Consider the following 26,834-nt stretch of genomic DNA (forward strand, 5'->3'; position numbering starts at 1 on the left):
CCTTCCTGGAACGGGGGCGTCGAAAAGGCGGGAGCGGCGGACGCCTCAGCCCGTGTGGCGGGCCAGGCGTTCGGTGAGCAGGGCGGTGAACCGGTCGGCGTCCACGGTGAGCGCGATGTGGGCGGTGCGGGACCGTCCGGGGGTGCGCAGGTCGGCGACGAGCGCCCCGCGGGTGACCTCGCCGGCGCACTCCACGGTCGCGCTGCCGTGGCCGTAGTCCAGCAGGCCGGGGTCGACGAGGCCGGCGACGGCCAAGGCGTCGTGCACGGGCACCGCCGCGACGCCGAAGCGCTCCCGGTAGCGCTCGACGAACCCGCACAGCAGTCCCCCGGCGGCCCCCGCCGCCCCCGGCAGCCGCGCCAGGTGCTCGGCGGCCTGGAGGGGGAACAGAGCGGAGCGGGTCACGTCCAGCCCCACCACGCGCACCGGCACCCCCGATTCCAGGACGCGGCGGGCGGCCTCGGGGTCGGCGTAGAAGTTGTACTCGGCGGCGGGGGTGATGTTGCCCTGGGCGAACGCGGCCCCGCCCATCACCACGATCTCGCGCAGCGCCGGCCCGGCCTGGGGGTGGCGGGCGAGCATCGCGGCGACATTGGACAGCGGGCCGATGGCCACCACGGTGACCTCCCCCGGCGCGGCCAGGGCCTGGCCGGCCAGGAAGTCGACGGCGTGCCCCGCAGCGGGGGCGCGGGGCGGGGCGGCGGGTGCCGGCCCGCCCAGGCCGCCGTCGCCGTGGATGGGCTCGTCGGCGATGCGCGCCGTCCGCGCGATGGGCCCCGCCAGCCCGGCCACCAGCGGCAGGCCGGCGGGGGCGCCCCCCAGGTCGAGGACGTGCCCGGCGTTGCGGGTGACGTCGGCCAGCGAGGCGTTGCCCGCGACGGTGGTCACCCCGCGCACCTCGATCTCCGGAGAGGCGAGCGCCAGCAGCAGCGCGATGGCGTCGTCCACGCCGGGGTCGCAGTCGATGACGACCGGCAGGCTCACCGGGCGACCTCCTCGATGTAGCGGTCCAGCCAGGCGGAGCGCTGCTCGGCGATGAGGGCCAGGTCGCCCTGGTGGTACCCGCCCGCGGCGGGGTCCTCGGCGGCTGGGCCGGCGACCTCGGTCATCAGGTCGGTCACCTCCGCGTCGGGGTGGACGGGCTTGTCGTAGATGACCTCGGCGATCTCCGACTGCACCTCGGGCTCCAGCAGGAACTGGATGAACTGCTCGGCGCCGTCCTTGTTGGGCGCCCCGGCGACGATCTGGGCGGTGTTGGCGGTCATCACCCTCCCCTCCTCGGGGACGGCGAACCCGATGGGCTGCCCGGCCTCCACCGAGCTCATGGCGAAGTTGTCCAGGCCGGGGGCCATGGCGACCTCGCCGCGCTCCAGCAGGCTGGTCAGCTCGGTGGAGCCGGTGTAGAACTGGAGCGCGTCGGGGCCGATGCGCGACAGCCGCTCGAACCCGGTGTCGGCGTCGGTGGGCCCCGACCCGTAGGCCTCGCCGGCGGCCAGGACGAACATGGGGCCGGCCGACACCGAGATATCGGGCAGCGCGAAGCCGCCCGGGTGCTCGGGGTCCCACAGCGGGTCCCAGGAGGTGGGCGGCTCCTCCACCATGTCGGTCCGGTACATCAGGCCCAGCAGCTGGAAGGTGTAGGCGGGGCCGTAGCCGTCGGGGTCGACCGCCCAGGGCTGGATGTCGGCCATGGCGGGGACCGCGGCGGGGTCGACGGTGTCGAAGAGCTCCATCTCGCGGCCGATCTCGGCGTAGTAGTCGGAGATGAGCACGACGTCGGTGTCGGGCCGGTCCTTGTTGATGCGCAGCTTGGTGAGGCGCCCGGAGTTGGTCCCGGTGTCCAGGACGACCTCGATGCCGGTCCGCTCCTCGAAGGGCTCGCCGACGACCTGCATGAACTCCTCGGTGGCGAAGGCGAAGGTGCTGACGACCAGGGTGTCGGTATCGTTCTCGCGGGTGGCGGCGCACGAGGTGAGCGCGAGCGCGGCGGCCAGCGCCCCGGCCGCCGCGGGCAGGCCGCGCCTCACCGCTCCTCCCCTGAGCCGGCCTGCGCCTCGGAGGGGGCCAGGTGCACCAGGCGGTGGCGCGGCAGCGCCACGCGGACGCGGTCGCCGGGGCGCAGGTCGTCGTCGGGGTGGACGCTGCGCAGGGTGGCGCCGGGGCCCTCACCGGTGGCGACCTCGACCAGGCAGTGGCTGCCCTGGTAGGTGACGCCGGTGACGGTGGCGTCCAGGCCCACGGCGTCGTCGCCCTCGCCGCGGTCCGGCGGCAGGAGCCGCACGTGCTCGGGGCGGATGGTCACCGGGCCGGTGCCGGGCAGGTCGGGGAAGTTGTCGTAGCCCAGGAACTCGGCGACGAACCGGTTGGCGGGCGCGGGGAAGATCTCCCGGGGGTCGCCCTCCTGCTCCAGGCGGCCCCCGTTGAGGATGACCATGGAGTCCGACAGCTCCAGCGCCTCGTCCTGGTCGTGGGTGACGAGGATGGCGGTCAGGCCGGTCTCGCGCTGGACGCGCAGCAGTTCGCGGCGCATCTGCACGCGCAGCCGGGCGTCGAGGTTGGACAGCGGCTCGTCGAGCAGCAGCACCGAGGGGCGGATCGCGACCGCGCGGGCGAGGGCGACGCGCTGCTGCTGGCCGCCCGAGAGCTCGCCGGGCTTGCGGGCCGCGGCGTGGGAGAGGCCCACCAGTTCGAGCGCCTCGCCGGCGCGGCGGCGCACCTCGTCGGCGGGCAGCCGCCGGCTGCGCAGCCCGAAGGCGACGTTGTCGGTGAGCGACATGTGCGGGAAGAGCGCGTAGCTCTGGTGCACAGTCCCGAGGTTGCGCTTCTCGGGCGGGGTGGCGGTGGCGTCCTCGCCTTCGAGCAGGATGCGCCCCGCGGTGGGCCGCAGGAACCCGGCGATCATGCGCAGGGTGGTGGTCTTGCCGCAGCCGCTGGGGCCGAGCAGGGTGGTGAACTTGCCGCGGGGCACGTCCAGGTCGAGGTCGGCCACGGCGGCTGCGGATTCGGGGCCGCCGAAGCGGTGGCTCACGCCGTCGAGCCGGACTACGGGTGTCATGTCGGGAGTCTCCTTATCGGCCGAAACTCAGCCGCTACCGGCCGAAGACCTTGGTGAAGCCGGCCAGGCGCTCGGTGGCGAAGGCCACCGCGACGCTGAGCACCAGCAGGATCACGCTGACGGCGGCGACCACGGGGTCGAACGAGGACTGCACGTAGTTGAGCATCTCCACGGGCAGCGTCGCGACGCCGGGGCCGGTCAGCAGCAGCGACAGCGGCACGTTGTTGAGCGAGGTGATGAAGGCCAGGATGGTGGCCGAGATGATGCCGGGGCGCATGACCGGCAGCGTCACCGTGAAGAAGGTGCGCACTGGGCCGGCGCCCAGCCCGCGGGCGGCCTCCTCCAGGCGGGGATCGGCCAGGGCGAGCGAGGCCCCCACGACGCGCACGGCGTAGGGCAGCAGCAGGACGGTGTGCCCGATGACCAGGGTGCCCAGTGCGGTGATGTGCAGGCCGACCATGACCTGCTGGAACAGGGCCAGGCCCAGGACCAGTTCGGGCACGATGATCGGGGTGAAGAACAGGGCCTCGACCGTGCGGCGCCCGGGGAGCGTTCCGCGCTGGAGGGCGAGGGCCGCCGGGATGCCCAGGGCCAGCGCCAGCACGGTCGAGGCCAGGGCCACGGTGAGGCTGGTGGCGAAGGCGTCGATGAACGGCCGGTACTCCAGCGCGGCGGCGAACCAGCGCAGGGACAGCCCCTGGGGCGGGAACGCCAGGGTGCTGCCGGCGGTGAAGGCGACGCCGAGCAGGATCACCACGGGGCCCAGCATGAGGGTGAACGCGATCGCGGTCAGCAGGCTGAGGATGGGGCGGCGCAGGATCATGACGTGGTGCTCCCGATCTTGCCCAGCCGGCCCGACAGCGCGGTGACGGCCAGGACCAGGACGGTCATGACCAGCGCGACGGCGCTGGCGGCGGGCCAGTCCAGGCTGACGTTGACCCGGCTGTAGAGCAGGGTGGACAGCAGGCGCTCGCGGGAGCCGCCCAGCAGTTGCGGGGTGGTGAAGGCGGTGACCGCCCCGGCGAAGACGAGGGTGCAGCCCACCAGGGTGCCGGGCAGCGCCAGCGGGAAGACGACTTGGCGGAAGGCGCGCCCGGGTGAGGCGCCGAGCCCGCGGGCGGCCTCCTCCAGCCGGGGGTCCTGCTGGGAGAGGCTGGAGTAGGCCGACAGGATCAGCAGCGGCAGGAACAGCTGCACCAGGCCGAGCACGATCGCGGTCTCGGTGTAGAGCAGCTGCACGCGCCCCAGGCCCAGGGCGGCGCTGACCTGGCTGATGAGGCCGTTGCCGCCGAGGACCACGATCCAGCCGTAGGTGCGCACGACGGTGTTGAGCATCAGCGGGAAGACCGCCAGGGCGAGCAGCTTGCCCGCCCAGCGGGCCGGTGCCCGGGAGATCAGGTACGCCACCGGGAACCCGAGGACCAGGCAGATCGCGGTGGTGAGGACGGCCACCCGGATCGTGCGGGCGATCACGGGCAGCAGGTAGGGGTCGGTGAGGAGGGCTCCGGTTTCTCTGGCGACGATGGCGGGGTCGCCGTCGGGCGGCGCGGCCAGGGTGGCGGCCACCGGGTAGAGGAACGCGAAGAGGAGCACGGCCAGACCGGGCACGAGCAGTGCCAGCATGGGGCCACGCCGGGTCACATCCACCCCCGAAAGGTTGCGGTCCGGACGAACCGGCACTGGGACTAGTGGGAAATATAAGCGCTTCAGCTGCGGGAATCTCTGCAAACGCTACTGCAAGCGATTGCAACAGCGTACTCTCGGATCCCGGGCGCGCACCACCCCGCCCGGGTTACGACCGTGTGAAACGACCAGCGAGGAGCCGGGGTTGGCACGCCTGGAGGATGTGGCCCGCGAGGCCGGGGTATCGGCGTCGACCGTCTCCCGCGCACTGAGCCGGCCCGGCATGGTGGCTCCCGCCACCCTGGAGCGGGTCCGCGCGGCGGCCGACGGCCTCGGGTTCCGGGTCAACCCGGCCGCGCGCGCCCTCATCACCGGGCGCACCGGGTTCTTCGCCATGCTCGTCCCCGACCTGGAGAACCCCTTCTACGCCGCCAGCATCGCCGCCGCCCAGGACCTGGCCGCCGAACGCGAGCGCCGCCTGCTCATCGCCGTCACCGGCGGCTCGGCCGAACGCGAGCGCGCCGCGGTGGGCGACCTGGAGGAGCAGGTCGACGGGTTCGTCCTGCTGTCCCCCGTGACCGGCGCCACCGAGCTGAAGGACCTGCACCGGCGCAAGCCCGTCGTGGTCATCAACCGCAAGGTGCCCGGCCTGACCTCTTTCACCGTCGACACCCCCGGCGGCCTCGCCCGCATCTACGACCGCCTGGTGGACTTGGGCCACACCGACGTCGCCTACCTCGCCGGCCCGCCGGGCTCGTGGATGGACCTGCGGCGCCGCGCGACCCTCGCCGAGCACGCCGGCGCCCCCGGGCTGCGCGTGCACATCTGCGGACCGGTCCCGCCCTCCTTCACCGAGGGCGTGCGCGCCACCGCCGAACTCCTGGCCACCGGGTGCACCGCCGTCCTCGCCTACAACAGCCTGCTGCTGCTGGGCGTCATGTTCGAACTGGGCCGCTCCGGAGTGCGCGTCCCCCAGGACATCAGCGTCGCCGCGGCCGACGACATGGCCTTCGCCGACCTGCCCGGCGAGCCCATCACCGCCGTCCACGCGCCGGCCCCCGACCTGGGGCGCCATGCCGTGGCGGCACTCATCGAGATGGTCGGCGACGCCGCCGGCCGCCGCCCCGCCGGCCGCACCCTGCCCACGGCCGTCCGCCTCACGGCCACCCTTGCCGTTCCGCGTTCTGCCCGGGGCCCGGGTTCCGGAGGGGAACGCAACCGCGAGGGGTGATCCGCACATGATCCTGGAAACCGCGGTGCTGGACGTCCGCCCCGGCCACCACGACGCGTTCGAGGCGGCTTTCGCCGAGGCGCGGCGGATCGTCGCCGCGTCGCCCGGATTCCTGGGGCTGGAGCTGCACCGCGGCATCGAGAATCCGGACCGCTACCTGCTGCTGATCCGCTGGCGCACCCTGCGCGACCACACCGAGGGCTTTCGCGGATCGGCCGCCTATGGCAGGTGGCGGGACCTGCTCCACCATTTCTACGATCCCTTCCCCACGGTCGAGCACTTCGCGCCGGCCGACACCCCCTGACCTTGTCGCGTCCGCCCCGGCGCCGTCGGCGCGGGACCGGAAACCGCCTCAGGGCCCGGGGCGCACACGTTGCCGCGGGCACGGCTCCGTGTCAGGATGTACGCGCGGGCAAATCGATTTGTCTGGCATCCGGGGTCCTCGCGCCAGCTCGGCGGCACCCGCGTGGGGACCCCGCATTCCCCGCCCCCTTCCGGCTACCGCCGGACAGAGGGCGGGACCCTCCGCCACCTGGCCGGATTACCGGCGCACCGGTCGCGGGCGGCGCGCAGTGGACACGGAATCGGTTCCGTGGCCGCATCGCCGCTGTCGGCCCGCGACGGCCTTCCCCTCGGGGGCGCGCGGATTCGGCCCGCTTTCCTCCCTCCCCGGAAGCGGGCCGAATCCGGGCGTCCGCCGCGGCGGCCGGCTCAGGCCGGGACCGAGGACACGGCGCGGCCCCGGACGCGGTGGCCCGAGAGCACCGTCGCGAACGCCTGGGGCACCTCCCCCGCACCGGCTCCCCGAGCGGTGACCACCCCTTGGTCGACCACCGCCCCGGAGGCCGCCCCGTCGGCCAGGCGCAGCGAGGGCAGCGGCAGGCCGGCCAGGACGTCCACGCCCTCGTCCACCGCCGCCACCGGCTTGGCGTGCTTGAACGCCTCGGTCACGAAGTGGAGCGCGTCGCCGTCGGCGGCGAGCGCCCTCGCGCAGTCGGTGCCGCCGGGGAGCACAACGGCGTCGTAGAGCACCGACGCCGTGGTGGTGATCGCCCGGTCCACGGCCAGCGTCCCGCCTCCCGCCGCGGCCACCTCGCCGTCGTGGGCGGCGAGCACCTCGACGACCGCGCCGCGACCGGCCATCTCCTCGCGGAAGCGTGCCACGCCCGATGCGTCGACGCCGTCGGCGGCCAGGACGGCGATCATGCGGGAGGCGACCGTGTCCATGACGGTGGCGGCCTGGCTGAGCGCGGGCGAGGAGAGGTCGTGGCCGGGGGCGGGAGCGGGGTCGGGCCGTGCGACCCCCACGCTGCGGGCGACCTCCGCGGCCAGGCCGTGGTCGACCCGGGCGATCTGGAGCACGGCCCGTTCCCGGACACCGGTGTCGGCGCACTTACCCAGCTCGAACGCGAAGCCGGCCGACAGGTTGTCCCGCTCCCAGCCGGTGAGGCTGTTGTAGAAGAGCCGGGCCTGGGTGTAGTGGTCGGCGAAGCTGTCGCTGCGTTCGCGGATCTTGGCGCCCTCGACCCGTTCCTGGTAGTGCCGGTAGGCGCCTTCATCGGGGCCGGCCGGGCGGGGGCGGCCACCGCCGAGGGTGTTGGGCAGATAGGAGGTGCGCGCCCGGTGCACGCGGTGCTGGCCGTACCCGTCGCGCTGGTCATCGTTGACGTCGGCCAGCGGGCGGTTCACCGGGAGCTGCTGGAAGTTGGGCCCGCCCAGCCGGATGAGCTGGGTGTCGAGGTAGGAGAAGTTGCGCATTTGGAGCAGCGGGTCGTTGGTGAAGTCGATCCCGGGGACGAGGTTGGCGGTGTGGAAGGCGATCTGCTCGGTCTCGGCGAAGAAGTCGTCGGGGTTGCGGTCGAGCACCATCGACCCGATGGGCGTGACGGGCACCTGCTCTTCGGGGATGAGCTTGGTGGGGTCGAGCAGGTCGAAGTCGAAGGCGTGCTCGTCGGCCTCGGGCACGAGCTGCACGCCCAGTTCGAACTCGGGGAACCGGCCCTGGTCGATGGCGTCCCACAGGTCGCGCCGGTGGAAGTCGGGGTCCTTGCCGGCGATCTTCTGGGCCTCGTCCCAGACCAGGGAGTGGGTCCCCAGCAGCGGGCGCCAGTGGAACTTGACGAACGTCCCCTCGCCCGCGTCGTTGACGAGCCGGAAGGTGTGCACCCCGAAGCCCTGCATCATGCGGAAGCTCCGGGGCAGGGCGCGGTCCGACATCAGCCACATCATCATGTGCATGGTCTCGGGCTGCCGGCCCACGAAGTCCCAGAGGGTGTCGTGGGCGGAGGCGGCCTGGGGGATCTCGTTGTGCGGCTCTGGCTTGACCGCATGGACGAAATCGGGAAATTTCGCACCATCTTGGATGAAGAAGACCGGCATGTTGTTGCCGACCAGGTCGTAGTTGCCCTCGCGCGTGTAGAACTTGGTCGCGAAGCCGCGCACGTCGCGGACGGTGTCGGCGGAGCCGCGCGAGCCGGCCACCGTGGAGAAGCGGACGAACACCGGGGTGCGCAGCGAGGGGTCGCCCAGGAAGCCGGCCGAGGTGTAGCGGGCGAGCGACTCATAGACCCGGAAGTGGCCGTAGGCGCCGGCCCCGCGGGCGTGCACCACGCGTTCGGGGATGCGCTCGTGGTCGAAGTGGGTGATCTTCTCCCGGACGTGGAAGTCCTCCAGGAGGGTGGGCCCGCGCCGCCCCGCCTTCAGTGAGTTGTCGGTGTCGGCGATCTTGACGCCGGTGCTCGTGGTGAGCGTGCCGTCGGAATCGGCCCTGGACTGGTCGAGCTGGCGGTCCTTGTCGTCCCTCTCGCCGGGCCGGTCGTGCGGTCGCGGGGTCTGGGCGTCGGGCATGTCGGTGGTCCCCTGTCTCTGGTGCCGGACACCGGGCCGCCGCTCGGCACCGGGCCGCGCCCGCGCGCCGCAGCGTCCCGTTCAGGGGCGCTACTGACCCCGCCTCTCCCGCCGAAACGGCGGCGGCCCCCGCACAGGCCCCGAGTCGACACCCGGCAGGGCACGGACCGTTTCCGGCTTTCGGGCGATCCAGCTCCTGGGGGGCATACGCCAAACCATTACAAGCCGGGCACATGAGATCGGCCCTGCTTATCCTGGTGTTGCGAAGCTTCAGGAAGGCAGGGCCGATGTCCGCGAACGATACCCCCGGCGACGGCATCCGACAGAGGCTCACTCGCGCGCGGAAACGCCGCGCGCTCACCCAGTACGGTCTAGCCGCGCGTACCTCCTACTCACGCAGCCACATCGCCCAGGTGGAATCCGGCCACAAGATCCCGACTCCCGCATTCGTAGCGGCAGTCGCCTCAGCTCTCGGCCTCGACCCCACCAGTCTCTATGGCCAGCCCATCCACACCGACAACGTCAACGACGACCGGGTCCACGACGCCATCGCCGACCTGCGCCGCGCCATCTCCTCCGCCGACGTCGCCCCCGACCTCGACGCGCCCGTGCGATCCCTCGGTGAGCTGTCGCGTGCGCTCGTGAACGCCGAAGAGCTGCGGCACGCAGCCCGCCATGTCCAGCTCGGCGGCCACCTCCCCGCGCTCATCGAGGAACTCACGTGGCACGCCCACGAGTCCGAGGACCCGGCTGCGTGGACACTGCTGAATCGCGCACACAACCTGGCGGCATCGCTAACGCGCCGGCTGGGGTACACGGATCTCGCCGGACAGATCATGGAGCAGGCGACGGTGTCCGCGCGCGAGTCACAAGACCCGCACCTGCCGTTGATGATGACGCACCGCCGCGCCCTGCTGATGATGAACGTCGCGGCGTGGGGGCCTGCCATGAGGCTGCTGGAGAAGGCGGTGGGCAAGGTCGACGCTGCCAAGGTGGACGCGGTGGAGGTGACGGGGTCCCTGCACCTGCGTGCCGCTGTGGTGTCCGCCCGCGCGGGGAGTGTGTCGTCGGCGTGGGACCACTACGGCCAAGCAGTGGAGGCGAGCGACCGTGCGGGAAAGCCGTCGCTGGACGCCCACGGAACGGACTTCAACCCGGGCAATTTGGCGATTCACCGGTCATCGATCGCTATCGAACTCCGGGATTTCGACACTGCGGTCACCACGGACGAGGTCATCCGGCGCGATCGGGTACTGGCGGGGGTGGCTCCTGAGCGGCGGGCGCACCACGAGATCGACATGTCGCGGGTGCATGTGGAGACGGGACATGCGGATCGGGCATTGAAGCGGCTGTTGTCGGCGGAGCGGATCGCCCCGCAGATGACCCGGTACCACCCGCAGGCGCGGACCCTGGTGAAGCACATGGTGGATGCGAAGCGCGCATTGCCGGAGGAGTTGCGCGGTATCCAGTCCCGCATGGGCGTGTAGGCGGCGTTACCGTTTCGTGTTGTTCCGCCTTGGAACATTGTTGCCGCTTGACGCCGCCAGCCTTGGTTCATGGACGAGACCACAGAGTCTGAGCTGGGGCGACTGACCGCCGACTACGGGCGGGAGTGGCGGGTGCGCCGCTCCTATGGGAGCGACGGCAGGCCCCGCGGGTGGGTGGCGACACGGGTGCGCGACGACGACCTCGCGCCGACCGTGCACGCGGACACCCTCGTCGAGCTGGAACGGCAGATGCAGGACCCGGGGCTCCGGGCCGGGCGGCACCTGTCGCAGGCGCAGCGCGACGCGATCCTGGCCGAACTCGCCGACCCGGACATCCCGATCCGCCCGTGGCCGGTCACATCGTCGGGGCCACAGGACGAGGACGGTATTCCTGTGAGCTGGCGGGCGGGAGGGCACACATGATCTACCCCCGCTCGCACCGGACGGAGACCGTATAGGCAGCAACCATCCAGGGGAAGCCGGTGCGCGGCACGGCGCGCAGGTCCGCGCCGCCGTGGGAAGAGCGATATCGGGTAGCAGCCCCATGGCGACGAATCCGGTCGTTCCGAGGCCGCACACGGGAGATGCCCTCTGCGGACGACAGAGAGGCGTCTCACAGGGCGGATCGGCCGATCACGGGATGAATCGGCGGGCCGGGCGGTGTTGGCCACGCCGGGAGCGCATCAGCGCCCCGCTTCCGACCTCCCCCGATGCCCCCGGAAGGGAACCGCCGTGCCCATCGCCCTGCTCGCCCTCGCTATCGGCGCGTTCGGCCTCGGAACGACCGAATTCGTCGCCATGGGGCTGCTACCCGATATCGCCGAGCACTTCGGGGTCTCGATCCCGGTCGCCGGGTACATGATCTCCGGCTACGCCCTGGGCGTGGTCGCCGGCGCCCCGGTCCTGGCGCCGCTGAGTGCCCGGTTCGACCGCAAGCACCTGCTCATGGGGCTCATGGCCCTGTTCACCCTGGGCAACCTGGCCTCCGCCCTCGCCCCCACCTACTCCTTCCTGGTCGCCGCGCGCTTCGCAACGGCGCTCCCCCACGGCACGTTCTTCGGCGTGGGCGCGGTGCTCGCGGCGGCACTGGTGCCGGTGACCAAGCGCTCGCAGGCGGTCTCGCTGATGATCGCCGGGCTGACGGTCGCCAACATCATCGGCGTCCCCCTGGGCACGCTGGCCGCCCAGCAGTTCGGCTGGCGCAGCACCTTCGCCCTGGTCACCGCCATTGGCGTGGCCACCGTCATCGCAATCGCCGCGCTCGTCCCCTCCCAGCGCCCGCGGCCGGGCGCCTCCGTGCGCTCGGAGTTCGGTGCGCTGGCCCGCGGCCAGGTGTGGCTGGCTCTCGGTGTGGGGGCGATCGGCTTCGGCGGCATGTTCGCCTCCTACAGCTACATCTCGCCGATGATGACCGAGGTCACCGGGTTCTCCGCCGGAGCGGTGCCGGTCGTCCTCGCCGTGTACGGCGTGGGGATGACGGTGGGCAACCTCCTGGGCGGCCGCGCCGCCGACCGGGCGCTGATGCCGACGATGTACGCCGGGATGGCGGGTATCGCCGCGGTGCTGCTCCTGCTGCACGCGCTGGCCCCGTTCAAGGCCGGGGCGGTGGTGATGGTGTTCCTGCTCGGCTTCGCCGGCAGCGCGCTCATCCCGTCGTTGCAGACCCGGCTGATGGACGTCGCCAAGGACGCGCCGTCGCTGGCGGCGGCGCTGAACCACGCCGCGCTCAACTTCGCCAACGCGGCCGGGGCGTGGCTGGGCGGCCTGGTCATCGCCGCGGGCTTCGGCCTGACCGCCCCCAACCTGCTGGGGGCCGGACTCGCGGTGGTCGGCCTGGGCCTGGCGGTGACCTCGGGCCTGGCCGACCGGCGCCAGGGACGGGCCACCGCCGAGGCGCCGATGGCCGAACCGGTCGCGGCGCGGCGGGGAGGCGCATGACCCCGCCGGCGGTCGCGGCCGCCGCGACCGCGGCCTGACACCGGCGACGGCAACGGGGCGCCCTCCCGCGGGGGCGCCCCGTCCTCGCTCCTAGTTCGTGGTCTCGGGGTCGGGTCCGCCCCGGGTGCCGGTGTCGAGCGTGGCGATGGACGCGAGGTCGTCGTCGTCGAGCGTGAAGCCGAAGACGTCCAGGTTCTCGCGGATCCGCGCCGGCGTGGCCGACTTGGGGATGACCACGTTGCCGAGCTGCAGGTGCCAGCGCAGGACCACCTGGGCGGGCGACGCGCCGTGCTTCGCGGCCAGCTCCGCCAGGACGGGCTCCTCCAGCAGTCCGCCCTTGCCCTGGCCGAGCGGGCCCCACGCCTCGGTCACGATCCCGTGGGCGGTGCCATAGCGGCGCAGCTCGGCCTGCGGCAGCCGGGGGTGCAGCTCGATCTGGTTGACGGCCGGGACGACATCGCTCTCCCGCGCCAGCCGGTCCAGGTGGGCCGGGTTGAAGTTGGACACGCCGATCGCCTTGGCGCGGCCCTCCGTGTAGATGCGCTCGAACGCCCGCCAGGTCTCCACGTACAGGTCGCGCGCCGGCATCGGCCAGTGGATCAGGTACAGGTCGACGTGGTCGAGCCCGAGCTCGGCCAGCGACGTGTCGAACGCGCGCAGCGCGGAGTCGTAGCCCTGGTCGGTGTTCCACAGCTTGGTGGTGACGAACACGTCCTCACGGGGCAGGCCCGATGCGGCGATCGCCCGCCCCGTCCCCGCCTCGTTGGCGTAGAGGGTGGCGGTGTCGATGCTGCGGTACCCCGCTTCCAGGGCCGCCGTGACCACCCGCTCGGTCTCGTCGTTGGGCACCTGGTACACGCCGAAGCCGAGCTGCGGCATGGAGACGCCGTTGTTCAGGGTGACGGTGGGAATGTCGTGACTCACGGTGGTGATCTGCTCCGATGTGGTCGGACTACTGGTCGGACGCCCGGCGGGACCCGCTCGGCCCCGGGCGATCGCTGCCCGGGGCGGTCCGCACACCCCGCCGCGACGTGTGCCCCGTGCCCGGCCCGACGGGTCCGGGCCGGCACCGGAATACCCCCTGGTCGGCCGCCGGCCGCCCGGAGGTCCACCCACCGTACCCGGGCGGCCCGCGCTCGGACGGGAGGGGCGTGCCGGACCCGCGGACGGCCTCGCCGCACGTCCCGGGCCCGCGCCGTGGGCGGGGGCCGCGCCGGCGGCGTCAGCCGGTGCGCGTCGCGTCGTGGTGGCGGCCGATGGGGAGCATGAGCGGCTTGCCCGACGTGGGATCGGTGATGACCCGGCTGCTGATCCCGAACACCGCCTCCACCGTTTCCGGGGTGATCACCTGGTCGGGCGGGCCCGACGCGTGGATCCGCCCGGCGGCGAGCGCGATGAGGTGGTCGGCGTAGCGGGCCGCGAGGTTGAGGTCGTGGAGGACCAGGACGATCGTGGTGCCGCGGGAGGCGTTGAGGTCGGTGAGCAGGTCGAGGACCTCGACCTGGTGGCTGACGTCGAGGAACGTGGTCGGTTCGTCGAGCAGGAGCACGTCGGTGCGCTGGGCCAGCGCCATGGCGATCCAGACGCGCTGGCGCTGCCCGCCGGAGAGCTCGTCGACGGGCCGCTCCGCCAGCTCGACCGTCTCCGTCGCCTCCAGGGCCGCGGCGACGGCCTCGTCGTCGGCGTCGCTCCAGCGGGCGAGCACCCGCTGGTGGGGGTGGCGGCCCCGGCCGACGAGGTCGCTCACGGTGATCCCCTCCGGGGCGATCGGCGATTGCGGCAGCAGGCCGAGCGTCCGCGCTACCTTCTTCGGCGGCAGGCGGTGGACCTTCTGCCCGTCCAGGAGCACGCGCCCGCTGCGCGGCGCCAGCAGCCGCGACATCGAGCGCAGCAGGGTGGACTTGCCGCACGCGTTGGCCCCGACGATCACGGTGATCCGCCCCGGCGGGATCGCGAGGTCGAGGGAGTCGATGACGTCGCGGTCCTTGTAGCCGAGCGTCAGTTCTTCCACGAGCAGTGAATGGTCCGTGGTCACAAGGAGCCCCCCACGCGGTTGGTCCGGACGATCAGGTAGACGAGGTAAGGCGCGCCGAGCACGCCGGTGACGACCCCGACCGGGTAGCGCGTTCCGAACGCGAACTGTCCGGCCAGGTCGCCCACGAGGACGAGGAGCGCCCCGACGAGTGCGGCGGGGATGAGGAGGGAGCCGTTGGGCCCCACGATGCGCGCCGCGATCGGGCCGGAGAGGAACGCGACGAACGCGATGGGCCCCGCGGCGGCGGTCGCGAAGGAGACGAGCCCCACGGCGCCGACGACCGCGATGAGCCGGGTGCGCTCGACGCGGACGCCGAGGGCCGACGCGGTGTCGTCGCCCAGCGGGAACAGGGCGAGGTCGGCCGACCGGCGCAGCAGCAGGGGGGCGATCACGAGCAGCGCGGCCACGACCGGCAGGACGTCGTTCCAGCTCGCGCCGTTGAGGCTGCCGGTCAGCCACCGGGTCGCCTCCTGGAGGTCCCATTGGGCGGCCTGGTCGAGGATGTAGGTGGTGAGGCTGTCGAGCATCGCCGCGATGCCTATGCCGATCAGTATGAGCCGGGTCCCCACGACCCCGTCCTTGTACGACAGCACGTACACGGCCACGGCCACCGCCAGGCCGGCGGCGATCGCGAAGACCGACACCGCGGTCGAGCCCAGGCCGAGCACGATGATCGCGAAGGTCGCCGCCGTGCCGGCCCCGGCACTGATCCCGATGATGTCGGGGCTGGCGAGGGGGTTGCGCAGCATGGTCTGGTAGGTGACGCCGGCGAACCCGAAGCACAGGCCCGCCGCGACCGCGAGCACGGCGCGCGGCAGCCGGAGCCGCCCGACGGTGAACGAGGCCCCCGGGACGTCCTGTCCGAGGATCACCCGCACGACGTCGCCGGGCGGATAGAAGGTCTGCCCGACCATCAGGCTCGCGGCGAACACCAGCACGACCAGAGCGGCGAGGACGGCGATCACGACGCGCCGCCGGCGCGCACGCCGCACCCGGCCGCGGGCGACGGCTTCAACGGTGGGGATGCTCACAGCGCACGGACTTTCTGGCGGCGGACGATGTGGATGAAGAACGGGGCGCCGATCAGCGCCGTCACGATGCCGACGTCGATCTGCTCGGGGCGCGCCACGATGCGGCCGACCACGTCGGCCGCCGTCACGAGCGCGGCTCCGCCAAGTGCCGAGAACGGCAGCAGCCACCGGTGGTCCACACCGACGAGCAGGCGGCACACGTGCGGCACGACGAGGCCGACGAAGGCGATCGGCCCGGTGACCGCGGTGGCGGCGCCGCACAGCACCACGGCACCCGCCGACGCCGCGGCGCGGGCGACGGCCACGCGCTCCCCCAGCCCGGCGGCGAGGTCGTCGCCGAGGGCGAGGAGGTTGAGCCCTCGAGCCGCGAGCAGGCAGACGACGAACCCGACCACCAGGAACGGCAGGACCTGGGCGACACTGGCGTAGGTCCCGCCGCCGACACCGCCGACCTGCCAGGATCTGGCGCCCTCGGCGATGTCGCCGCGCGGGAGCACCACGGCCCTGATGAACGACAGCAGCGCGGCGGAGGTCGCGGCCCCGGCGAGGGCCAGCTTGAGCGGCGTCGCGCCGCCGCGGCCGAGGGAGCCCACGGCGTAGACGAACGCCGCGCTGAGGGCCGCGCCGGCGATGGCCACCCAGATGAATCCGGTCGCCGACGCCAGGCCGAAGAAGGCGATTCCGCTGACGACGGCGAGCGAGGCGCCCATGTTCACGCCCAGGATGCCCGGATCGGCCAGCGGGTTGCGGGTCACCCCCTGCATGACCGCGCCCGATACGGCCAGCGCCGCGCCGGCGAGGATCGCGAGCAGGGTCCGGGGGATCCGCTTGGCGACCGCCGCCTGGCCGAAGCCGTCGGTCCCGCCGCCGAGCGCGGCCGCGATGTCGGACCAGGCCACGTCGCGGGACCCGACGGTGATGGAGGCGAACGCGAGGGCGAGCAGCACTCCGAGCACGGCGAGCAGCCACAGGGCCCTGCCCCGTCTCGGGCGCCGAACGGTGGCGGCGCCCGAGAGGGTCGGTGCGTCCTGCGTCGTCACCGGGCCTCGTCGGCGGCGGCGGAGAGGTGGGAGAGGTAGTCGTCGAGGACCCACTCGATCGACAGCGGGGTGGGGTTGGCGGCGGTACCCAGGGGGCCGTCGCCGGGCAGGGCGATGATCGCCCCGTTGGCCACCGCCGGCATCTGCGCCAGCAGCGGGTCGTCCTCCAGGGTGCTGAGGAGTTCGTCGCCGCCGTAGGTGACGATGATGTCGACGTCATCGAACGCGTCCGCCTGCTCGGCGCTGCGGGTCAGGGAGAACTGGTCGGTTTCGGCGGAGGCCGACGCGATGCTCTCGGGCGTCACCAGGCCCAGGTCCTCGAAGAACATGGCGCGCGTGTCGTGGGCGGTGTAAAAGCTGACCTCGCTGAGGTCGGAGGTGTCCACGTGGGTCAGGAACATCGCCGACCTGCCCTCGATCCCCGGGTGCTCCGCGACGGACGCGGAGATCCGCTCTTCGAGGCCGGCGATGAGGTCCGCCCCTTCGTCGGCCATGCCGAGGGCTTCGCTGTTGAGCTCGATCATCTCCCGCCAGGGGGTGCCCCAGGCGGTCTCGGGGTAGGCGACGACCGGGGCGATCTCGCTGAGGGTGTCGTAGTCCTCCTGGGTCAGCCCGGAGTAGGCGGCGAGGATCACGTCGGGGCGGGTGTCGGCGACCGCCTCGAAGTCGATGCCGTCCGTCTCGTCGAAGAGCACCGGCGTCTCCGCGCCGAGTTCCTCGATCTTCTCCTCGACCCACGGGAGCACGCCGTCGCCGTTGTCGTCGCCGAAGTTGGCCGCGGCCATGCCGACCGGGACGATCCCCAGGGCGAGGGGGACCTCGTGGTTGGCCCAGTTCACGGTCGCGACCCGCTCGGGCTCGGACTCGACGGTCGTGGTGCCGAGCGCGTGCTCGATGGTGACGGGGGTCCAGTCTCCGGAGCCGTCGGCCCCGTCGTCGGCGGCGGGTGAGGAGCAGGCCGCGAGCGCGAGGGTGAGGAGCGCGGCCGCGGGGAGGGCGGCCCGCCGTGTTGGGCGAGGCATGGTGTCCTTTCGGTGCTGGCCGTGCGGCCGGCCATGGCGCTGCCATGGCGGGTATCGCGCTTCGCCCATGGGCGCCCGGCACCGCTGGGCGGACGCGCGCGAGCGCGGCCGCGCCGAGCCGTGCGGGCAGCCCTCATGGGCGCGGCGCACGGGCGGAGGGCGGCCGTGACCACGCGAAACACAATCAGAGTAAGGTTTGCCTAACCAAATTTAGAGTGATGGGCGATGGGTTCGCAACCACGCGAATGCGACACCAAAGTTCTCGAATCGGACAGCACGCCGCAGGCGCGCGGTCCGCGCCGCGTACGGGTGGCGCTCCGGGAGCGCGCGGCCGCCACCGCGAGCGGGGTACCGCGCGGGGACACGCGGTCGTCACCGGGACCGGGGTACCGAGGTGGCATACGGTCGTCACCGGGAGCGGTGGACCGCGCGAGGGCACACCGCCATCACCGGGAGCGTCACCGCTCGGGCGCCGGCGTCACCGCGAGCGGTACCGCGCCGGGTTCATCCCCGTGACACGCCGGAAGGCCGTGCCGAACGCGCTCGCCGAGTGGTAGCCGACCTGCTCGGCGACATCGGCGATCTGCTCGCCCCGCGCCAGCAGCTCGACGGCGCGCTGCGCCCGCGCCGTGGCCAGCCACCGGCTGAAGCCGAGACCGGTCTCCGCCTGGAACGCCCGGGTGATGGTGCGGGTGCTCACCCCCAGCCGGGACGCCCACCCCGCCAGCGTCGTCGCGTCCGCGGGGTCGTCGCCCACGGCCGCGACGATGGGCGCGAGCAGCCGCGATTCCGGGATCCGCAGCAGCAGCCCGTTGCGGGCAGGGGCCAGCAGGTCGAACACCACCGCCTCGGTCCGGGCGCGGGCGGCCGGATCCAGGCCCTCGGCGGTGAGCCGGTCGAGCAGCAGCCGCAGCAGCGGCGTCACGTCCACTGCCACGGGCTCGCCGGAGATCGCCGGCACCGAGCGGACACGGAACTGCACCGCGTGGTGCACCGTCCCCGCGGGCGTCCAGCCCGCGTGCGGCGTCCCGGCCGGAATCCACAGGCCCACCATCGGGGTGATCGTCCACACCCGCGGGCCCACGCTCGCCGACGACGCGCCCCGCCGGTTCCACAGCAGTTCGTGCGTCGGGTGGGAGTGCTCCTCCCACGCGGTGTCACGGTCGATGGCCTCGTCGGTACCCCGGACGACGTACTCCACATCGATCTCGCCGGCGGCGTAGAGGGGCAGCCTGCGGCTGTCGGCCGCACCGCGCCGCACCGGCCCCTCCGCGCGCGCCCCGGAACCGGGCGGGGTACCTCGTATGACCACGTCATCCAGGCTATGGCCCGCCCCCTGCCCGCACGGACGCGGGGACCCGGCCGGCCGCACCGGCGCCGAGACGCTGACCGCCACAGGGACACCGAGCGCCGGGTCGCCCACTGCCCGGTCCCGCCCCGCGGGGAGCGGCCGATCCGCCCTTTACTTCGACCTAACTGGAGGTCCTACGGTGGAGGCCGAACGGCGAGCGGTTCCCACCGAGACGAGACGAGGACCCCATGCCCACCTGGGCCTACATCTACGAACACCCCTCGACCGACCCCGTCGCCGACCGGGTCGTCATCGACCGCGGCGGGCAGCGGACGCTGCTGGTCCCCGTCCCCACGGCCGCCGACGCCCCGCAGGTCGCGCTGCGGCTGGTCGAGGAGGGCGCGACGCTGGTCGAGCTGTGCGGCGGCTTCTCCCTCCCCGATGCCGCCCGCGTCGCCGAGGCGGTCGGCACCCGGGCCCCGGTCGGCCACGTCACCTTCTCGGCCGACGCCGTGGCCGGGGCCGCCGCCTACAGCGCCTCGTTCACCGCGCAGCCGGCGGACGGCGGCCCCGACAGCTAGCGGCACGGCGCCCGACCGCTCCCCCAGCCGGTCGCCGCCGGTCCGGCTGCGCGAGGGACCGGGGCACCGGGGAAATCCAGGTGATCGCGGGAGGGTGCGCGGGTCAGGGTGCCGCGCATGGACGGTGCGCAGAGGCGGCGGCTCCTCAACGTCGTCGACGTGGAGGCCACCTGCTGGGACGGGCCGGTCCCCCAGGGGCAGGCCAACGAGATCATCGAGATCGGGGTGTGCGTGGTCGACCTGGAGGCGGGCGAGCGCGTGGGGCGCGATCGCATCGTGGTCCGGCCGTGGCGGTCGCGGGTCGGCGCGTTCTGCACCGAACTGACCGGCCTGACCCAGGCGGAGGTCGACACCGGGCTGGACTTCCGCGCCGCCTGCGCGCTCCTGGACGAGCGCCACCTGGCCGGCGTCCGCGCCTGGGCCAGCTGGGGCGACTACGACCGCAAGCAGTTCGCGCGGCAGTGCTCCGCCGACGACGTCGACTACCCGTTCTCGCGCAAGCACACCAACGCCAAGCGACTCTTCGCCGACGCCCACGGGCTCCCCAGGGGCCGTGGGCATGGCGCGGGCGCTACAGCAGGCGGACCTGCCCCTGGAGGGCCGCCACCACAGCGGTGCCGACGACGCATGGAACATCGGCGCGCTGGTCCTGCTGCTGCGGGAGAAGGGCGACCGGCCGAAGGTCCGCACCTGGGGCGCCGCCCGCTAAGCGGTGTTCATTGAACGCGTGAGGTCGCATCGCCGGATACGGATGGAGGCGACGTGAGCGGTTCCGTCATGGATCGCGGCTCTTAGTCGCACCTGGTCCCGACCGCCCGCACGTCCCGCGGATGATACGGACGCCGTCCACCGGCGTCCGTGGACGCGTATCCGCCGAATGGGTGCAACGGACCGCCTTTCGGGAAAAGACGATCGGAACATTACGTCTGGCTGAACTCTTTTGGAACCGCTAGGGCCGGCGCCGCCATCAATCGAAGAAAGTTGAATCTGGTACTAAGTTTGGCGGGCACCCACAAAGGAGGTTTCATGGCGGATACCGCGTCTCCCTACGATTCAGTCGAACAGGCCGCACAGGACCTGGAAATGGGGGAAATTCGTTCGACATTCCGACCCGTCCGCCCCTCCCCGTGGACCCCGGTCGCCGTAGCGATCCCCGCCTTGCTCTGCGGCGGATTCATCCTTTATCTGCTCACCGCGTCGGGCATGATCGCGAGCCTCTTCGGCGCCTTCATCATCGTCACCGTCCTCACCAATACCGCCGACGAGGCGAATTACGGCGACCTGGTCAGGGCGCCCCTCTTCGACCGCATCGACGCCTGGGGCCCGATGCTCGAGGAGGGCGTGACCCGCGTCCATCTGCCCCGCGTCCGCGCGGAGATCTCCGCCCGCCGTCCGGTCGCATTCGGGCCGGTGACCGTAACATCCCACGCGGTGACCATCGACCGCACCGAGATCCCGTGGGGCGAGATCTCCGGGGTCACGGTCGAGAACGGCTACCTCTGCGTCAAGCGAACCGGGAAGCTGTTCACGACCTCACAGCAGGTGAGCTACATCCCCAACTTCCTTGTTCTGGCCGCGTTGATACGCGAGTACACCGGGGCGTCGCCGACCTAGGTTCCGTCCTTGAACGGTCCGCGGGGCGGGCCGGTGCTCTGGAATCGTCGGGCACACGTCTCGAGCGGAACCGGGCGGTCGTGACCGGGTACGACGAGAGGGCCGCGATCCACGACGGAACCGTTCAAGCCGCCTCCATCCGCATCCGGTTACGCGACCCCACCAGTTCGATGAACACTGCCCAGCGCGGCGACCGGATGAGCCGAGGGGGATGCCCTCGCGTCCATATTCTAGTACTAGAATATGGACATGGCTGCGGACCTGACACCCGCCGAGCTGACACTGCTCGGCCTGCTCGTGGAAAAGCCCAGGCACGGCTACGAACTGAACGACGTCATCGACGCGCGCGGCATGCGCGAGTGGACCGAGATCGGCTTCAGCTCGATCTACTACCTGCTGGGCCGGCTGCGCGACCGGAGGCTCATCGCCGAGACCGACGCGCCGCCGCCCGCCCGGGGTAAGGCCCGCCGGGTCTACGGGGCGACGGCCGAGGGGCGCCGGGCGTGCGCACAGGCGGCCGAGGCGGCGGTGGCCGAACTCCGGCCGGTGTTCCCGCCCGTCCTGGTCGGCCTGGCCAATCAGCCGGCCATCCCGCCCGAACGCCTGCACGCCGCGCTCGACCAGCGGGCCGCGGCACTCGCGCAGAAGACGGCCGCCATCGGCGCGGCCCGCGACGCCCAGCCCGACGCGCCCCCTTTCGTCCGCGCCGTCTTCGACTACGCGCTGGGCCAGCTGGCCGCCGAACAGCAGTGGCTGGCCGCCTACAGGGCGACCGAACCCGGTGGCCGACCCATCGACGAACCCTCCACCGGAAAGACGGACTCCCATGACCCGCTATGACGTCAAACGCGAGCTCAAGCGGTACTACGCGCCCAAGAACACCGGCTGGGAGCTGGTCGACGTGCCGCCTCAGCGGTTCATCGCCGTCGACGGCCACGGCGACCCCAACACCAGTCCCGGCTACGCCCGCGCCGTCGAGGCGCTCTACTCCGTCGCCTACACGATCAAGTTCACCAGCAAGGCGACCCTCGACAGGGACTTCGTGGTCGGCCCGCTCGAAGGGCTGTGGTGGTCGGACCGCCCGGAGGTGTTCGTCGCCCGCGCCAAGGACGAATGGCACTGGCGCCTGCTCATCAGCCAGCCCGACTGGATCACCGACGACCTCATCGAGGAGGCCAAAGCGGCCGCGCTGGTCAAGAAGGGCCTGCCCGCGATCGCCGGGGTCCGCCCTGAGGTCCTGGCGGAGGGCACCAGTGCCCAGGTCCTGCACATCGGGTCCTACGACGACGAAGGCCCCGTACTCGCCGAGCTCCACAACGAGTACCTCGCGGCCAACGGCCTGCGGCTGGTCGGGCACCACCACGAGATCTACATCGGCGACCCCCGCCGGACCGAGCCCGCCAGGCTCAAAACGGTCCTCCGGCAGCCCGTTCGGCCGGCGGCCTGACGCGCCACCGCCGAGGCGGACGTCGGCACCCCGCGCGCTTCGACCGCCACCCCCGGCGGACGGCGAACCCCGCGCGGTGCAACCGCTGCCCCCGGCGGACGGTCGCGGTCACCGCTCCTGGAACCGCGTCCCGGCGTGACCGGCGGCCGGGGTCGGGGAGAGGCGGGTCGGGCGGCCCGGCGGACGGACGGGCGGCCGGAGCGGGGCCGGGCCGCGGTTCTTCACGCGCGGGCGGCCGGAGCGGGGAGGCCGTCGAGGAAGGCGGCGACGGCATCGGCGAAGGCCGCGGGGTCGTCGCGGTCGAGCCAGTGGCCGCATCCGGGAAAGTCCACGGTGCGCAGGCCGGGGCGGGCGGCGGCCATGCGCGCGGCGGTGCCGGCCGACAGCATGAAGCTGTCCAGGCCGCGCATGAGCAGCGCGGGCTGCGGCCCGGCCGCCCACTCGTCCCAGTACGCGCCGTCGAACGCGCGCTGCGAGGCCATCATGTCGGCGGGATCGAACAGCAGCCGCCACCCGTCGCCGGATTCGACGGCGCTGTCCAGGAAATAGCCGGGCGCGGGGGAAACGGAGTCGCCGATCGCGGCGTCCAGGGCGTCGCGGGAGGCGGCCCGCGCCGGCCACGCGGAGACATCGAGCACCGGGCGGACCTCGGGCTCGTGGTTGGCCATGCCGATGTCGGCCACCAGCAGGGCGCGGACCAGGTCGGGGCGGCGCGCGGCCAGGAGGGTGGCGACGATCCCGCCCATGGAGTGGCCGAGGACGGCGGCCGGAGCGGCGTCGAGGGCCTCCAGGAACGCGGCGGCGTCGGCGACGTAGTGCGCGGGGGTGAAGGCCCCGCCGTTGTCGGAGAGGCCGTGGCCGCGCTGGTCCAGGGCGAGCACCCGGTAGCGGCCCGCGAGCGCGGCGGCCAGCGGAGCGAACTGCCGCGCCCGCCCGAAGTGCCCGTGCAGGGCGAGCAGCACGGGCCCTTCGCCCCCGAAGTCCAGATAGCCGAACCTGCGGTCGTGAAGCGTACGGAAACGGGTTTCGGTCATCCGAGCAGTCTAGGCACGCGACCGTTATACGGACCCTCCGGCGAGGGTACGCCCCGCCGGACGCCGGTGGCGCAGGGGCCGCGGGGCCGTCGCGCGGCCCCTGCACGGCGGCGATCAGGCGGGGGCGATCGGCTCCTGGAGTTCGGTCACCCACGACGCCTTGTCGGCGGGCAGTGCGTGGTAGACCTCCCGGGAGTAGCCGGTGCTCCGGTAGCCGTTGGCGCCGATCCAGTCGGCGAGCGCCTGGGCGGTCGCGCCCACCGCGTCCATGGAGCCCTCGTGGACCAGGGTGGCGGCGGTCTCGATGGCCGGCAGGTCGACGACCTCGACCCCGGGCACGCTCCCGGGTTCGGCCGCCACCTGCATGCCGGCGTGCACCATCACCCCGTCGCCGCCCGGCACCTGTTCGTAGTAGGCGATCGGCGGCCCGGCGGGGGTGACCCCGGCCGCGTCGAGCCGCCGGCACAGGTCGTCGTAGAGCGGCCCGATGACCGGGCCGATGTGCTGGGGGCCGAACCCGTCTGCGGTGGCCCGCAGTTCGGCGACGCGCACGGGCGCGACCTTCTTGACGATCACATCGTGGTGGCCGGGCATGTGGCCCTCGCTTTCCATCGTGCGGATCCTCGCCCCGACCCGTGCCAGCCGTTCGGTGTCCCGCGCGATCCGCTCCTCCAACTCCGCCCGGCGCAGCCGGAGCATGCCGTGCAACTCCTCCGGGGCGACCGTGGCGTCGCAGATGGCGCGCACCTGATCCAGGGTGAACCCCAGGTCCTTGAGCGCGACGATGCGGTTGAGCCGCGGCAGTTGGCCGGCGGTGTAGTAGCGGTAGCCCGAGTCCGGGTCGGTGCGGGCCGGGCGCAGCAGGCCGATGGCGTCGTAGTGGCGCAGCATCCGCACCGACACCAGCCCGAGCCTGGCGAAGTCTCCTATGGCGAACATGGTGCGTCCAGGTGTAGGGCCTCACACGGTGTCAGGGTCAACATGCGTGCTCACTCGCCGTGTCGCGGGTCGTGCCGCCCGCGCGGTCCGGCCGGCCGGACCGCGCGGGCGGCATCCGCGCCCGCCCCGGCCCCGCGCCCGCCCCGGCCCTGCGCCGGCCGCGCCGGCCGGCGCGGCTCGGGGGTCGGGGACGCGCGGCGCCCCGTGCGCGACCGCTGTGGCGGATGGGGCCGCACGCGGTTCGGCCGCGGACTGAGGGCTTCCGCTCGGCCACCGTGTGCGGTTACCGTGCAAGAGGTGGCGCGAATTCGCACTCCCGCGTGGGGCGCCCCCACGCGGCCGGTGAAGGGAAGCCCATGAGCACCGACGCCCCGCAGCCCGCCGACCACCTCCCCGGAGCCGAGGAACCCGACCTCATCGACGACGACCTGCTCGTGGAGGATGTGTCCATCGATGGCATGTGCGGCGTCTACTAGGCCCGCCCCGTGCCGCCCGACGACTCCCCCGCCCCCCACACGCCCCCCGCGATCGACCTCGACGGGTCCTGGGATCTCCACCCCCAGGTGGCCGTCCGGCCCGAGCCCTTCGGGGCGCTCCTCTACCACTTCGGTACCCGGCGCCTGTCCTTCCTGAAGGACCCCCGGCTGCTCGCCGTCGTACGCGCGCTGCCCGGCCACGCCACCGCCCGGGCGGCCTGCGACGACGCCGGGGTCGGCGCCGCCGAGCTCCCCCGCTACGCCCGGGCCCTGGCGACCCTGGCCGCCACCGGCATGGTGGTCCGGCGTGGCGCCGGGGACGTCGAATCGGGCCGCATCGGCCGTGATCAAGGGCCACCGTGATGGATTGGCCCGGCGACCTGCCCAGTGGACGCCGCGAAAAACGACGATTGGCCCAGCATCGCGCAGATGGCCGTCATCGTCGTACGAACCGGGATACCCCGCACCGGCACCGCCGAAACCCCCGCCGATGCCCGCGGAAGCGCTCATCGCCGCCCCTGCCGGACAGCCGCCGCGGCTCCCGCAACGCCGGCCCGACTGCCCGGGAGCGATCGCACCGCGCCGCTCAGCGCACTCCGTGGCGCAGATGGCCGTAGAGCCGTTCGAGGTCGGCGCGGGAGTCGCCGCCCGGGCCGGAGAACCCCGACGACCACGGGACCGGGCAGGGGCCCGCGTGCCCGGGATCGGGGCAGGCCAGGGCCGCGAGGCGGTCCTGGAGGCCGCGCCGCAGCGCGGGATCGGCGAGCACGCCGACGCGCAGTTCGCGGACGGCGCGCCCGCCCGGTTCACGGCCCGGGTTCTCCACGCTCCACTGCTCGGCCAGTTCCGCGTAGAGCTCGGCGACGGTCATGGGGTCGCCGGGGCCGACGGGGGTGTCGCCGTCGTCGACGCGCACCGACCACCCCGCGAGCGCTGGGGCGTGGCCGGCCACCAGGGCCCGGGCCTCCTCGGCCAGCCCCGCGGCGGCATCGGGAGTGGCGAAGACGCCGAGGGACAGTTCGAAGAGGTCGGGCTCGGCTGCGGTCACGTCTGCTCCTGGTCGGGTGCCGGTAGCGGGGCGCACGGGGCGGTGCGCGGCCGACCCTAACCGCGCGGGGCGCACCGCCGCCAGCCGATATCCGCCGGCACCGAGAACGAGCGAAAGCGACACCTTCAGCAGGTGCGGCTGCCGATGTCCGCCGGCGCCCCGCCGGACGTGCGGTCGGCCCCACTGACCGCGGGTCCGGCCTTCGCCGGAAACGCGCGATGCGCGCTCACCGGCCGGGGAGGGCGGGACAGCGGCGCGGCGCGCCGCCTGCCGGCTGCTGCGGCGGCCGACCATCCGGGCGAAGTTCCCCGAGCCGGCCGAAGCGGCCGCCCGCGGCCAGATGACCTACCGGGGGTTCCTGGCCGCTGCTGATGGCCGAGTGCGGCGACCGCGACCGGCGCCGCTGCGAACGCCGGATCAAGGCGGCCGCCTTCCCCGGGACGAGTCGCTGCGGGAGTTCGACTCCGACGCCAACCCCGACATCGACCGGGCACGATCCACTCCCTGGCGGCTTGTGAGTGGGTGCGCAAGGGCAGCCCGCTCCGCCTGATCGGCGACGCGGGGATTGGAAGGTCGCACCGGTGGATCGCGTCGGGCACCGAGGTCGGCGATGGCCGGGTTCCGGGTGAAAGTACACGCCGGCGACCGAACCCGTCGACGCGCTGATCGAGGCCGCCGGCGTCAAGCGGCTCTCCAAGGCCGTCGCCCGCTATGGGCGGGTGGACCTGCTCCGCATCGACGAACCCGGATACGTGAAGCCGGACCGGCGCCTCGGCCGAGCTGTTGTGCCAAGGCGCTCACCGAGCGGGAGGAGAGGAGAGGAACAGCCCGGCCATCGCCTCCGACGAGCCCCGTCAGGCGGACCACGACCTTCACCGGCCCGCGGCCGTGCGCGGCGCTCGTGGACCGGCTCACCCCTCGGCGGCACCATCACCGAGACCGGCACCGACTCCTCCCGGCCGGCGCCGGCCAAGGCCCGCAGCGAACAGGCCGCCGCCGTCTGACCGCGAGACGCCCCCCGGGGTTCCCTCGGCTGTCGCGCATCCCTGCCGGGCCGCGGTGGGCGTCCCCGCCGGATGTGGCATCGGCCCAGGG

27 protein-coding genes are annotated in these 26,834 nt (G+C 73.1%); 12 read left to right on the forward strand and 15 right to left on the reverse strand.

Annotated elements, in window-relative coordinates; genetic code table 11:
- Positions 1-45: 45 nt before the first annotated feature.
- The 5 genes from ACFO4E_RS13900 to ACFO4E_RS13920 are packed head-to-tail and all read right to left on the reverse strand — an operon-like array spanning position 46 to position 4,678.
- On the reverse strand, positions 46-984 hold the full coding sequence (locus tag ACFO4E_RS13900; RefSeq protein ID WP_378574588.1) for a nucleoside hydrolase: 939 nt from the start codon (positions 982-984) through the stop codon (positions 46-48).
- Positions 981-2,027, reverse strand: coding sequence for an ABC transporter substrate-binding protein (locus ACFO4E_RS13905; RefSeq protein ID WP_378574590.1), 1,047 nt, complete (start codon positions 2,025-2,027; stop codon positions 981-983). The genes ACFO4E_RS13900 and ACFO4E_RS13905 overlap by 4 nt, the downstream gene beginning before the upstream one ends.
- Entirely contained in the window at positions 2,024-3,055 is a 1,032-nt protein-coding gene (locus ACFO4E_RS13910) for an ABC transporter ATP-binding protein (RefSeq protein WP_378574592.1), read from the reverse strand. Before ACFO4E_RS13910 ends, ACFO4E_RS13905 begins: the two co-directional genes overlap by 4 nt.
- 34 nt (positions 3,056-3,089) lie before the next feature.
- Positions 3,090-3,878, reverse strand: coding sequence for an ABC transporter permease (locus tag ACFO4E_RS13915; RefSeq protein WP_378574594.1), 789 nt, complete (start codon positions 3,876-3,878; stop codon positions 3,090-3,092).
- Positions 3,875-4,678, reverse strand: coding sequence for an ABC transporter permease (locus ACFO4E_RS13920; protein WP_378574596.1), 804 nt, complete (start codon positions 4,676-4,678; stop codon positions 3,875-3,877). Before ACFO4E_RS13920 ends, ACFO4E_RS13915 begins: the two co-directional genes overlap by 4 nt.
- 205 nt (positions 4,679-4,883) lie before the next feature.
- On the opposite strand from ACFO4E_RS13920, the gene ACFO4E_RS13925 reads away from it, so the two are divergent.
- Positions 4,884-5,909 carry a LacI family DNA-binding transcriptional regulator gene (locus ACFO4E_RS13925; protein ID WP_378574598.1) on the forward strand — a complete coding sequence of 342 codons (1,026 nt, stop codon included), beginning with the start codon at positions 4,884-4,886 and terminating at the stop codon, positions 5,907-5,909.
- A gap of 7 nt (positions 5,910-5,916) precedes the next feature.
- Entirely contained in the window at positions 5,917-6,213 is a 297-nt protein-coding gene (locus ACFO4E_RS13930) for an antibiotic biosynthesis monooxygenase family protein (protein WP_378574600.1), read from the forward strand.
- Between the two features lie 407 nt (positions 6,214-6,620).
- Here the strand turns inward: ACFO4E_RS13930 and ACFO4E_RS13935 are convergent, their stop codons facing one another.
- Entirely contained in the window at positions 6,621-8,756 is a 2,136-nt protein-coding gene (locus ACFO4E_RS13935) for a catalase (RefSeq protein WP_378574602.1), read from the reverse strand.
- A gap of 287 nt (positions 8,757-9,043) precedes the next feature.
- Between ACFO4E_RS13935 and ACFO4E_RS13940 the strand changes: the two genes are divergently transcribed.
- From ACFO4E_RS13940 to ACFO4E_RS13950, 3 genes are all read left to right on the forward strand, one after another.
- Positions 9,044-10,243 (forward strand): helix-turn-helix domain-containing protein, encoded by a 1,200-nt coding sequence (locus ACFO4E_RS13940; protein ID WP_378574604.1) that lies wholly within the window; start codon positions 9,044-9,046, stop codon positions 10,241-10,243.
- 69 nt (positions 10,244-10,312) lie between these two features.
- Positions 10,313-10,666, forward strand: a complete 354-nt coding sequence (locus tag ACFO4E_RS13945) for a hypothetical protein (protein WP_378574606.1) — start codon at positions 10,313-10,315, stop codon at positions 10,664-10,666.
- Between the two features lie 309 nt (positions 10,667-10,975).
- Positions 10,976-12,181 (forward strand): MFS transporter, encoded by a 1,206-nt coding sequence (locus ACFO4E_RS13950; RefSeq protein WP_378574608.1) that lies wholly within the window; start codon positions 10,976-10,978, stop codon positions 12,179-12,181.
- 90 nt (positions 12,182-12,271) lie between these two features.
- Here the strand turns inward: ACFO4E_RS13950 and ACFO4E_RS13955 are convergent, their stop codons facing one another.
- From ACFO4E_RS13955 to ACFO4E_RS13980, 6 genes are all read right to left on the reverse strand, one after another.
- Complete coding sequence (locus tag ACFO4E_RS13955; RefSeq protein WP_378574826.1) at positions 12,272-13,093, reverse strand: aldo/keto reductase; 822 nt, start codon at positions 13,091-13,093, stop codon at positions 12,272-12,274.
- A 310-nt stretch (positions 13,094-13,403) separates the two neighbouring features.
- On the reverse strand, positions 13,404-14,216 hold the full coding sequence (locus ACFO4E_RS13960) for an ABC transporter ATP-binding protein (protein ID WP_378574610.1): 813 nt from the start codon (positions 14,214-14,216) through the stop codon (positions 13,404-13,406).
- Complete coding sequence (locus tag ACFO4E_RS13965; RefSeq protein WP_378574612.1) at positions 14,213-15,247, reverse strand: FecCD family ABC transporter permease; 1,035 nt, start codon at positions 15,245-15,247, stop codon at positions 14,213-14,215. The genes ACFO4E_RS13960 and ACFO4E_RS13965 overlap by 4 nt, the downstream gene beginning before the upstream one ends.
- Complete coding sequence (locus ACFO4E_RS13970) at positions 15,244-16,287, reverse strand: FecCD family ABC transporter permease (protein WP_378574614.1); 1,044 nt, start codon at positions 16,285-16,287, stop codon at positions 15,244-15,246. The genes ACFO4E_RS13965 and ACFO4E_RS13970 overlap by 4 nt, the downstream gene beginning before the upstream one ends.
- On the reverse strand, positions 16,284-17,309 hold the full coding sequence (locus tag ACFO4E_RS13975; RefSeq protein ID WP_378574616.1) for an iron-siderophore ABC transporter substrate-binding protein: 1,026 nt from the start codon (positions 17,307-17,309) through the stop codon (positions 16,284-16,286). The genes ACFO4E_RS13970 and ACFO4E_RS13975 overlap by 4 nt, the downstream gene beginning before the upstream one ends.
- Before the next feature lie 478 nt (positions 17,310-17,787).
- On the reverse strand, positions 17,788-18,621 hold the full coding sequence (locus ACFO4E_RS13980) for a helix-turn-helix domain-containing protein (RefSeq protein ID WP_378574618.1): 834 nt from the start codon (positions 18,619-18,621) through the stop codon (positions 17,788-17,790).
- A 227-nt stretch (positions 18,622-18,848) separates the two neighbouring features.
- Here ACFO4E_RS13980 and ACFO4E_RS13985 point away from each other — a divergent pair, with 227 nt between their 5' ends.
- The 5 genes from ACFO4E_RS13985 (at position 18,849) to ACFO4E_RS14005 (ending at position 22,242) form a co-directional block, all read left to right on the forward strand.
- Entirely contained in the window at positions 18,849-19,181 is a 333-nt protein-coding gene (locus ACFO4E_RS13985) for a DUF6506 family protein (RefSeq protein ID WP_378574620.1), read from the forward strand.
- A gap of 117 nt (positions 19,182-19,298) precedes the next feature.
- Positions 19,299-19,904, forward strand: a complete 606-nt coding sequence (locus ACFO4E_RS13990) for a 3'-5' exonuclease (protein ID WP_378574622.1) — start codon at positions 19,299-19,301, stop codon at positions 19,902-19,904.
- 303 nt (positions 19,905-20,207) lie between these two features.
- Positions 20,208-20,795 carry a DUF6585 family protein gene (locus ACFO4E_RS13995; protein WP_378574624.1) on the forward strand — a complete coding sequence of 196 codons (588 nt, stop codon included), beginning with the start codon at positions 20,208-20,210 and terminating at the stop codon, positions 20,793-20,795.
- Positions 20,796-21,044: 249 nt separating this feature from the next.
- Positions 21,045-21,635, forward strand: a complete 591-nt coding sequence (locus ACFO4E_RS14000) for a PadR family transcriptional regulator (RefSeq protein WP_378574626.1) — start codon at positions 21,045-21,047, stop codon at positions 21,633-21,635.
- Positions 21,622-22,242 carry a GyrI-like domain-containing protein gene (locus tag ACFO4E_RS14005; protein WP_378574628.1) on the forward strand — a complete coding sequence of 207 codons (621 nt, stop codon included), beginning with the start codon at positions 21,622-21,624 and terminating at the stop codon, positions 22,240-22,242. Before ACFO4E_RS14000 ends, ACFO4E_RS14005 begins: the two co-directional genes overlap by 14 nt.
- 221 nt (positions 22,243-22,463) lie before the next feature.
- Here ACFO4E_RS14005 and ACFO4E_RS14010 read toward each other — a convergent pair whose 3' ends face one another.
- Positions 22,464-23,276: an alpha/beta fold hydrolase gene (locus tag ACFO4E_RS14010; RefSeq protein ID WP_378574630.1), complete on the reverse strand. Its 813-nt coding sequence runs from the start codon at positions 23,274-23,276 to the stop codon at positions 22,464-22,466.
- 114 nt (positions 23,277-23,390) lie between these two features.
- Positions 23,391-24,215, reverse strand: coding sequence for a MerR family transcriptional regulator (locus ACFO4E_RS14015; protein WP_378574632.1), 825 nt, complete (start codon positions 24,213-24,215; stop codon positions 23,391-23,393).
- 356 nt (positions 24,216-24,571) lie between these two features.
- Here ACFO4E_RS14015 and mftA point away from each other — a divergent pair, with 356 nt between their 5' ends.
- Positions 24,572-24,691, forward strand: a complete 120-nt coding sequence (gene mftA, locus ACFO4E_RS14020) for a mycofactocin precursor MftA (protein WP_378574634.1) — start codon at positions 24,572-24,574, stop codon at positions 24,689-24,691.
- A gap of 9 nt (positions 24,692-24,700) precedes the next feature.
- Positions 24,701-25,054, forward strand: a complete 354-nt coding sequence (mftB, locus tag ACFO4E_RS14025) for a mycofactocin biosynthesis chaperone MftB (RefSeq protein ID WP_378574636.1) — start codon at positions 24,701-24,703, stop codon at positions 25,052-25,054.
- Between the two features lie 223 nt (positions 25,055-25,277).
- On the opposite strand, the gene ACFO4E_RS14030 is transcribed toward mftB, so the two are convergent.
- The gene (locus tag ACFO4E_RS14030) at positions 25,278-25,739 is read right to left on the reverse strand and encodes a hypothetical protein (protein ID WP_378574638.1); all 462 of its coding nucleotides are present in this window, start codon (positions 25,737-25,739) and stop codon (positions 25,278-25,280) included.
- Between the last annotated feature and the right edge of the window lie 1,095 nt (positions 25,740-26,834).

It is taken from the genome of Nocardiopsis mangrovi, from assembly GCF_042653925.1.
GTDB classification, from domain to species: Bacteria; Actinomycetota; Actinomycetes; order Streptosporangiales; family Streptosporangiaceae; genus Nocardiopsis_B; species Nocardiopsis_B mangrovi.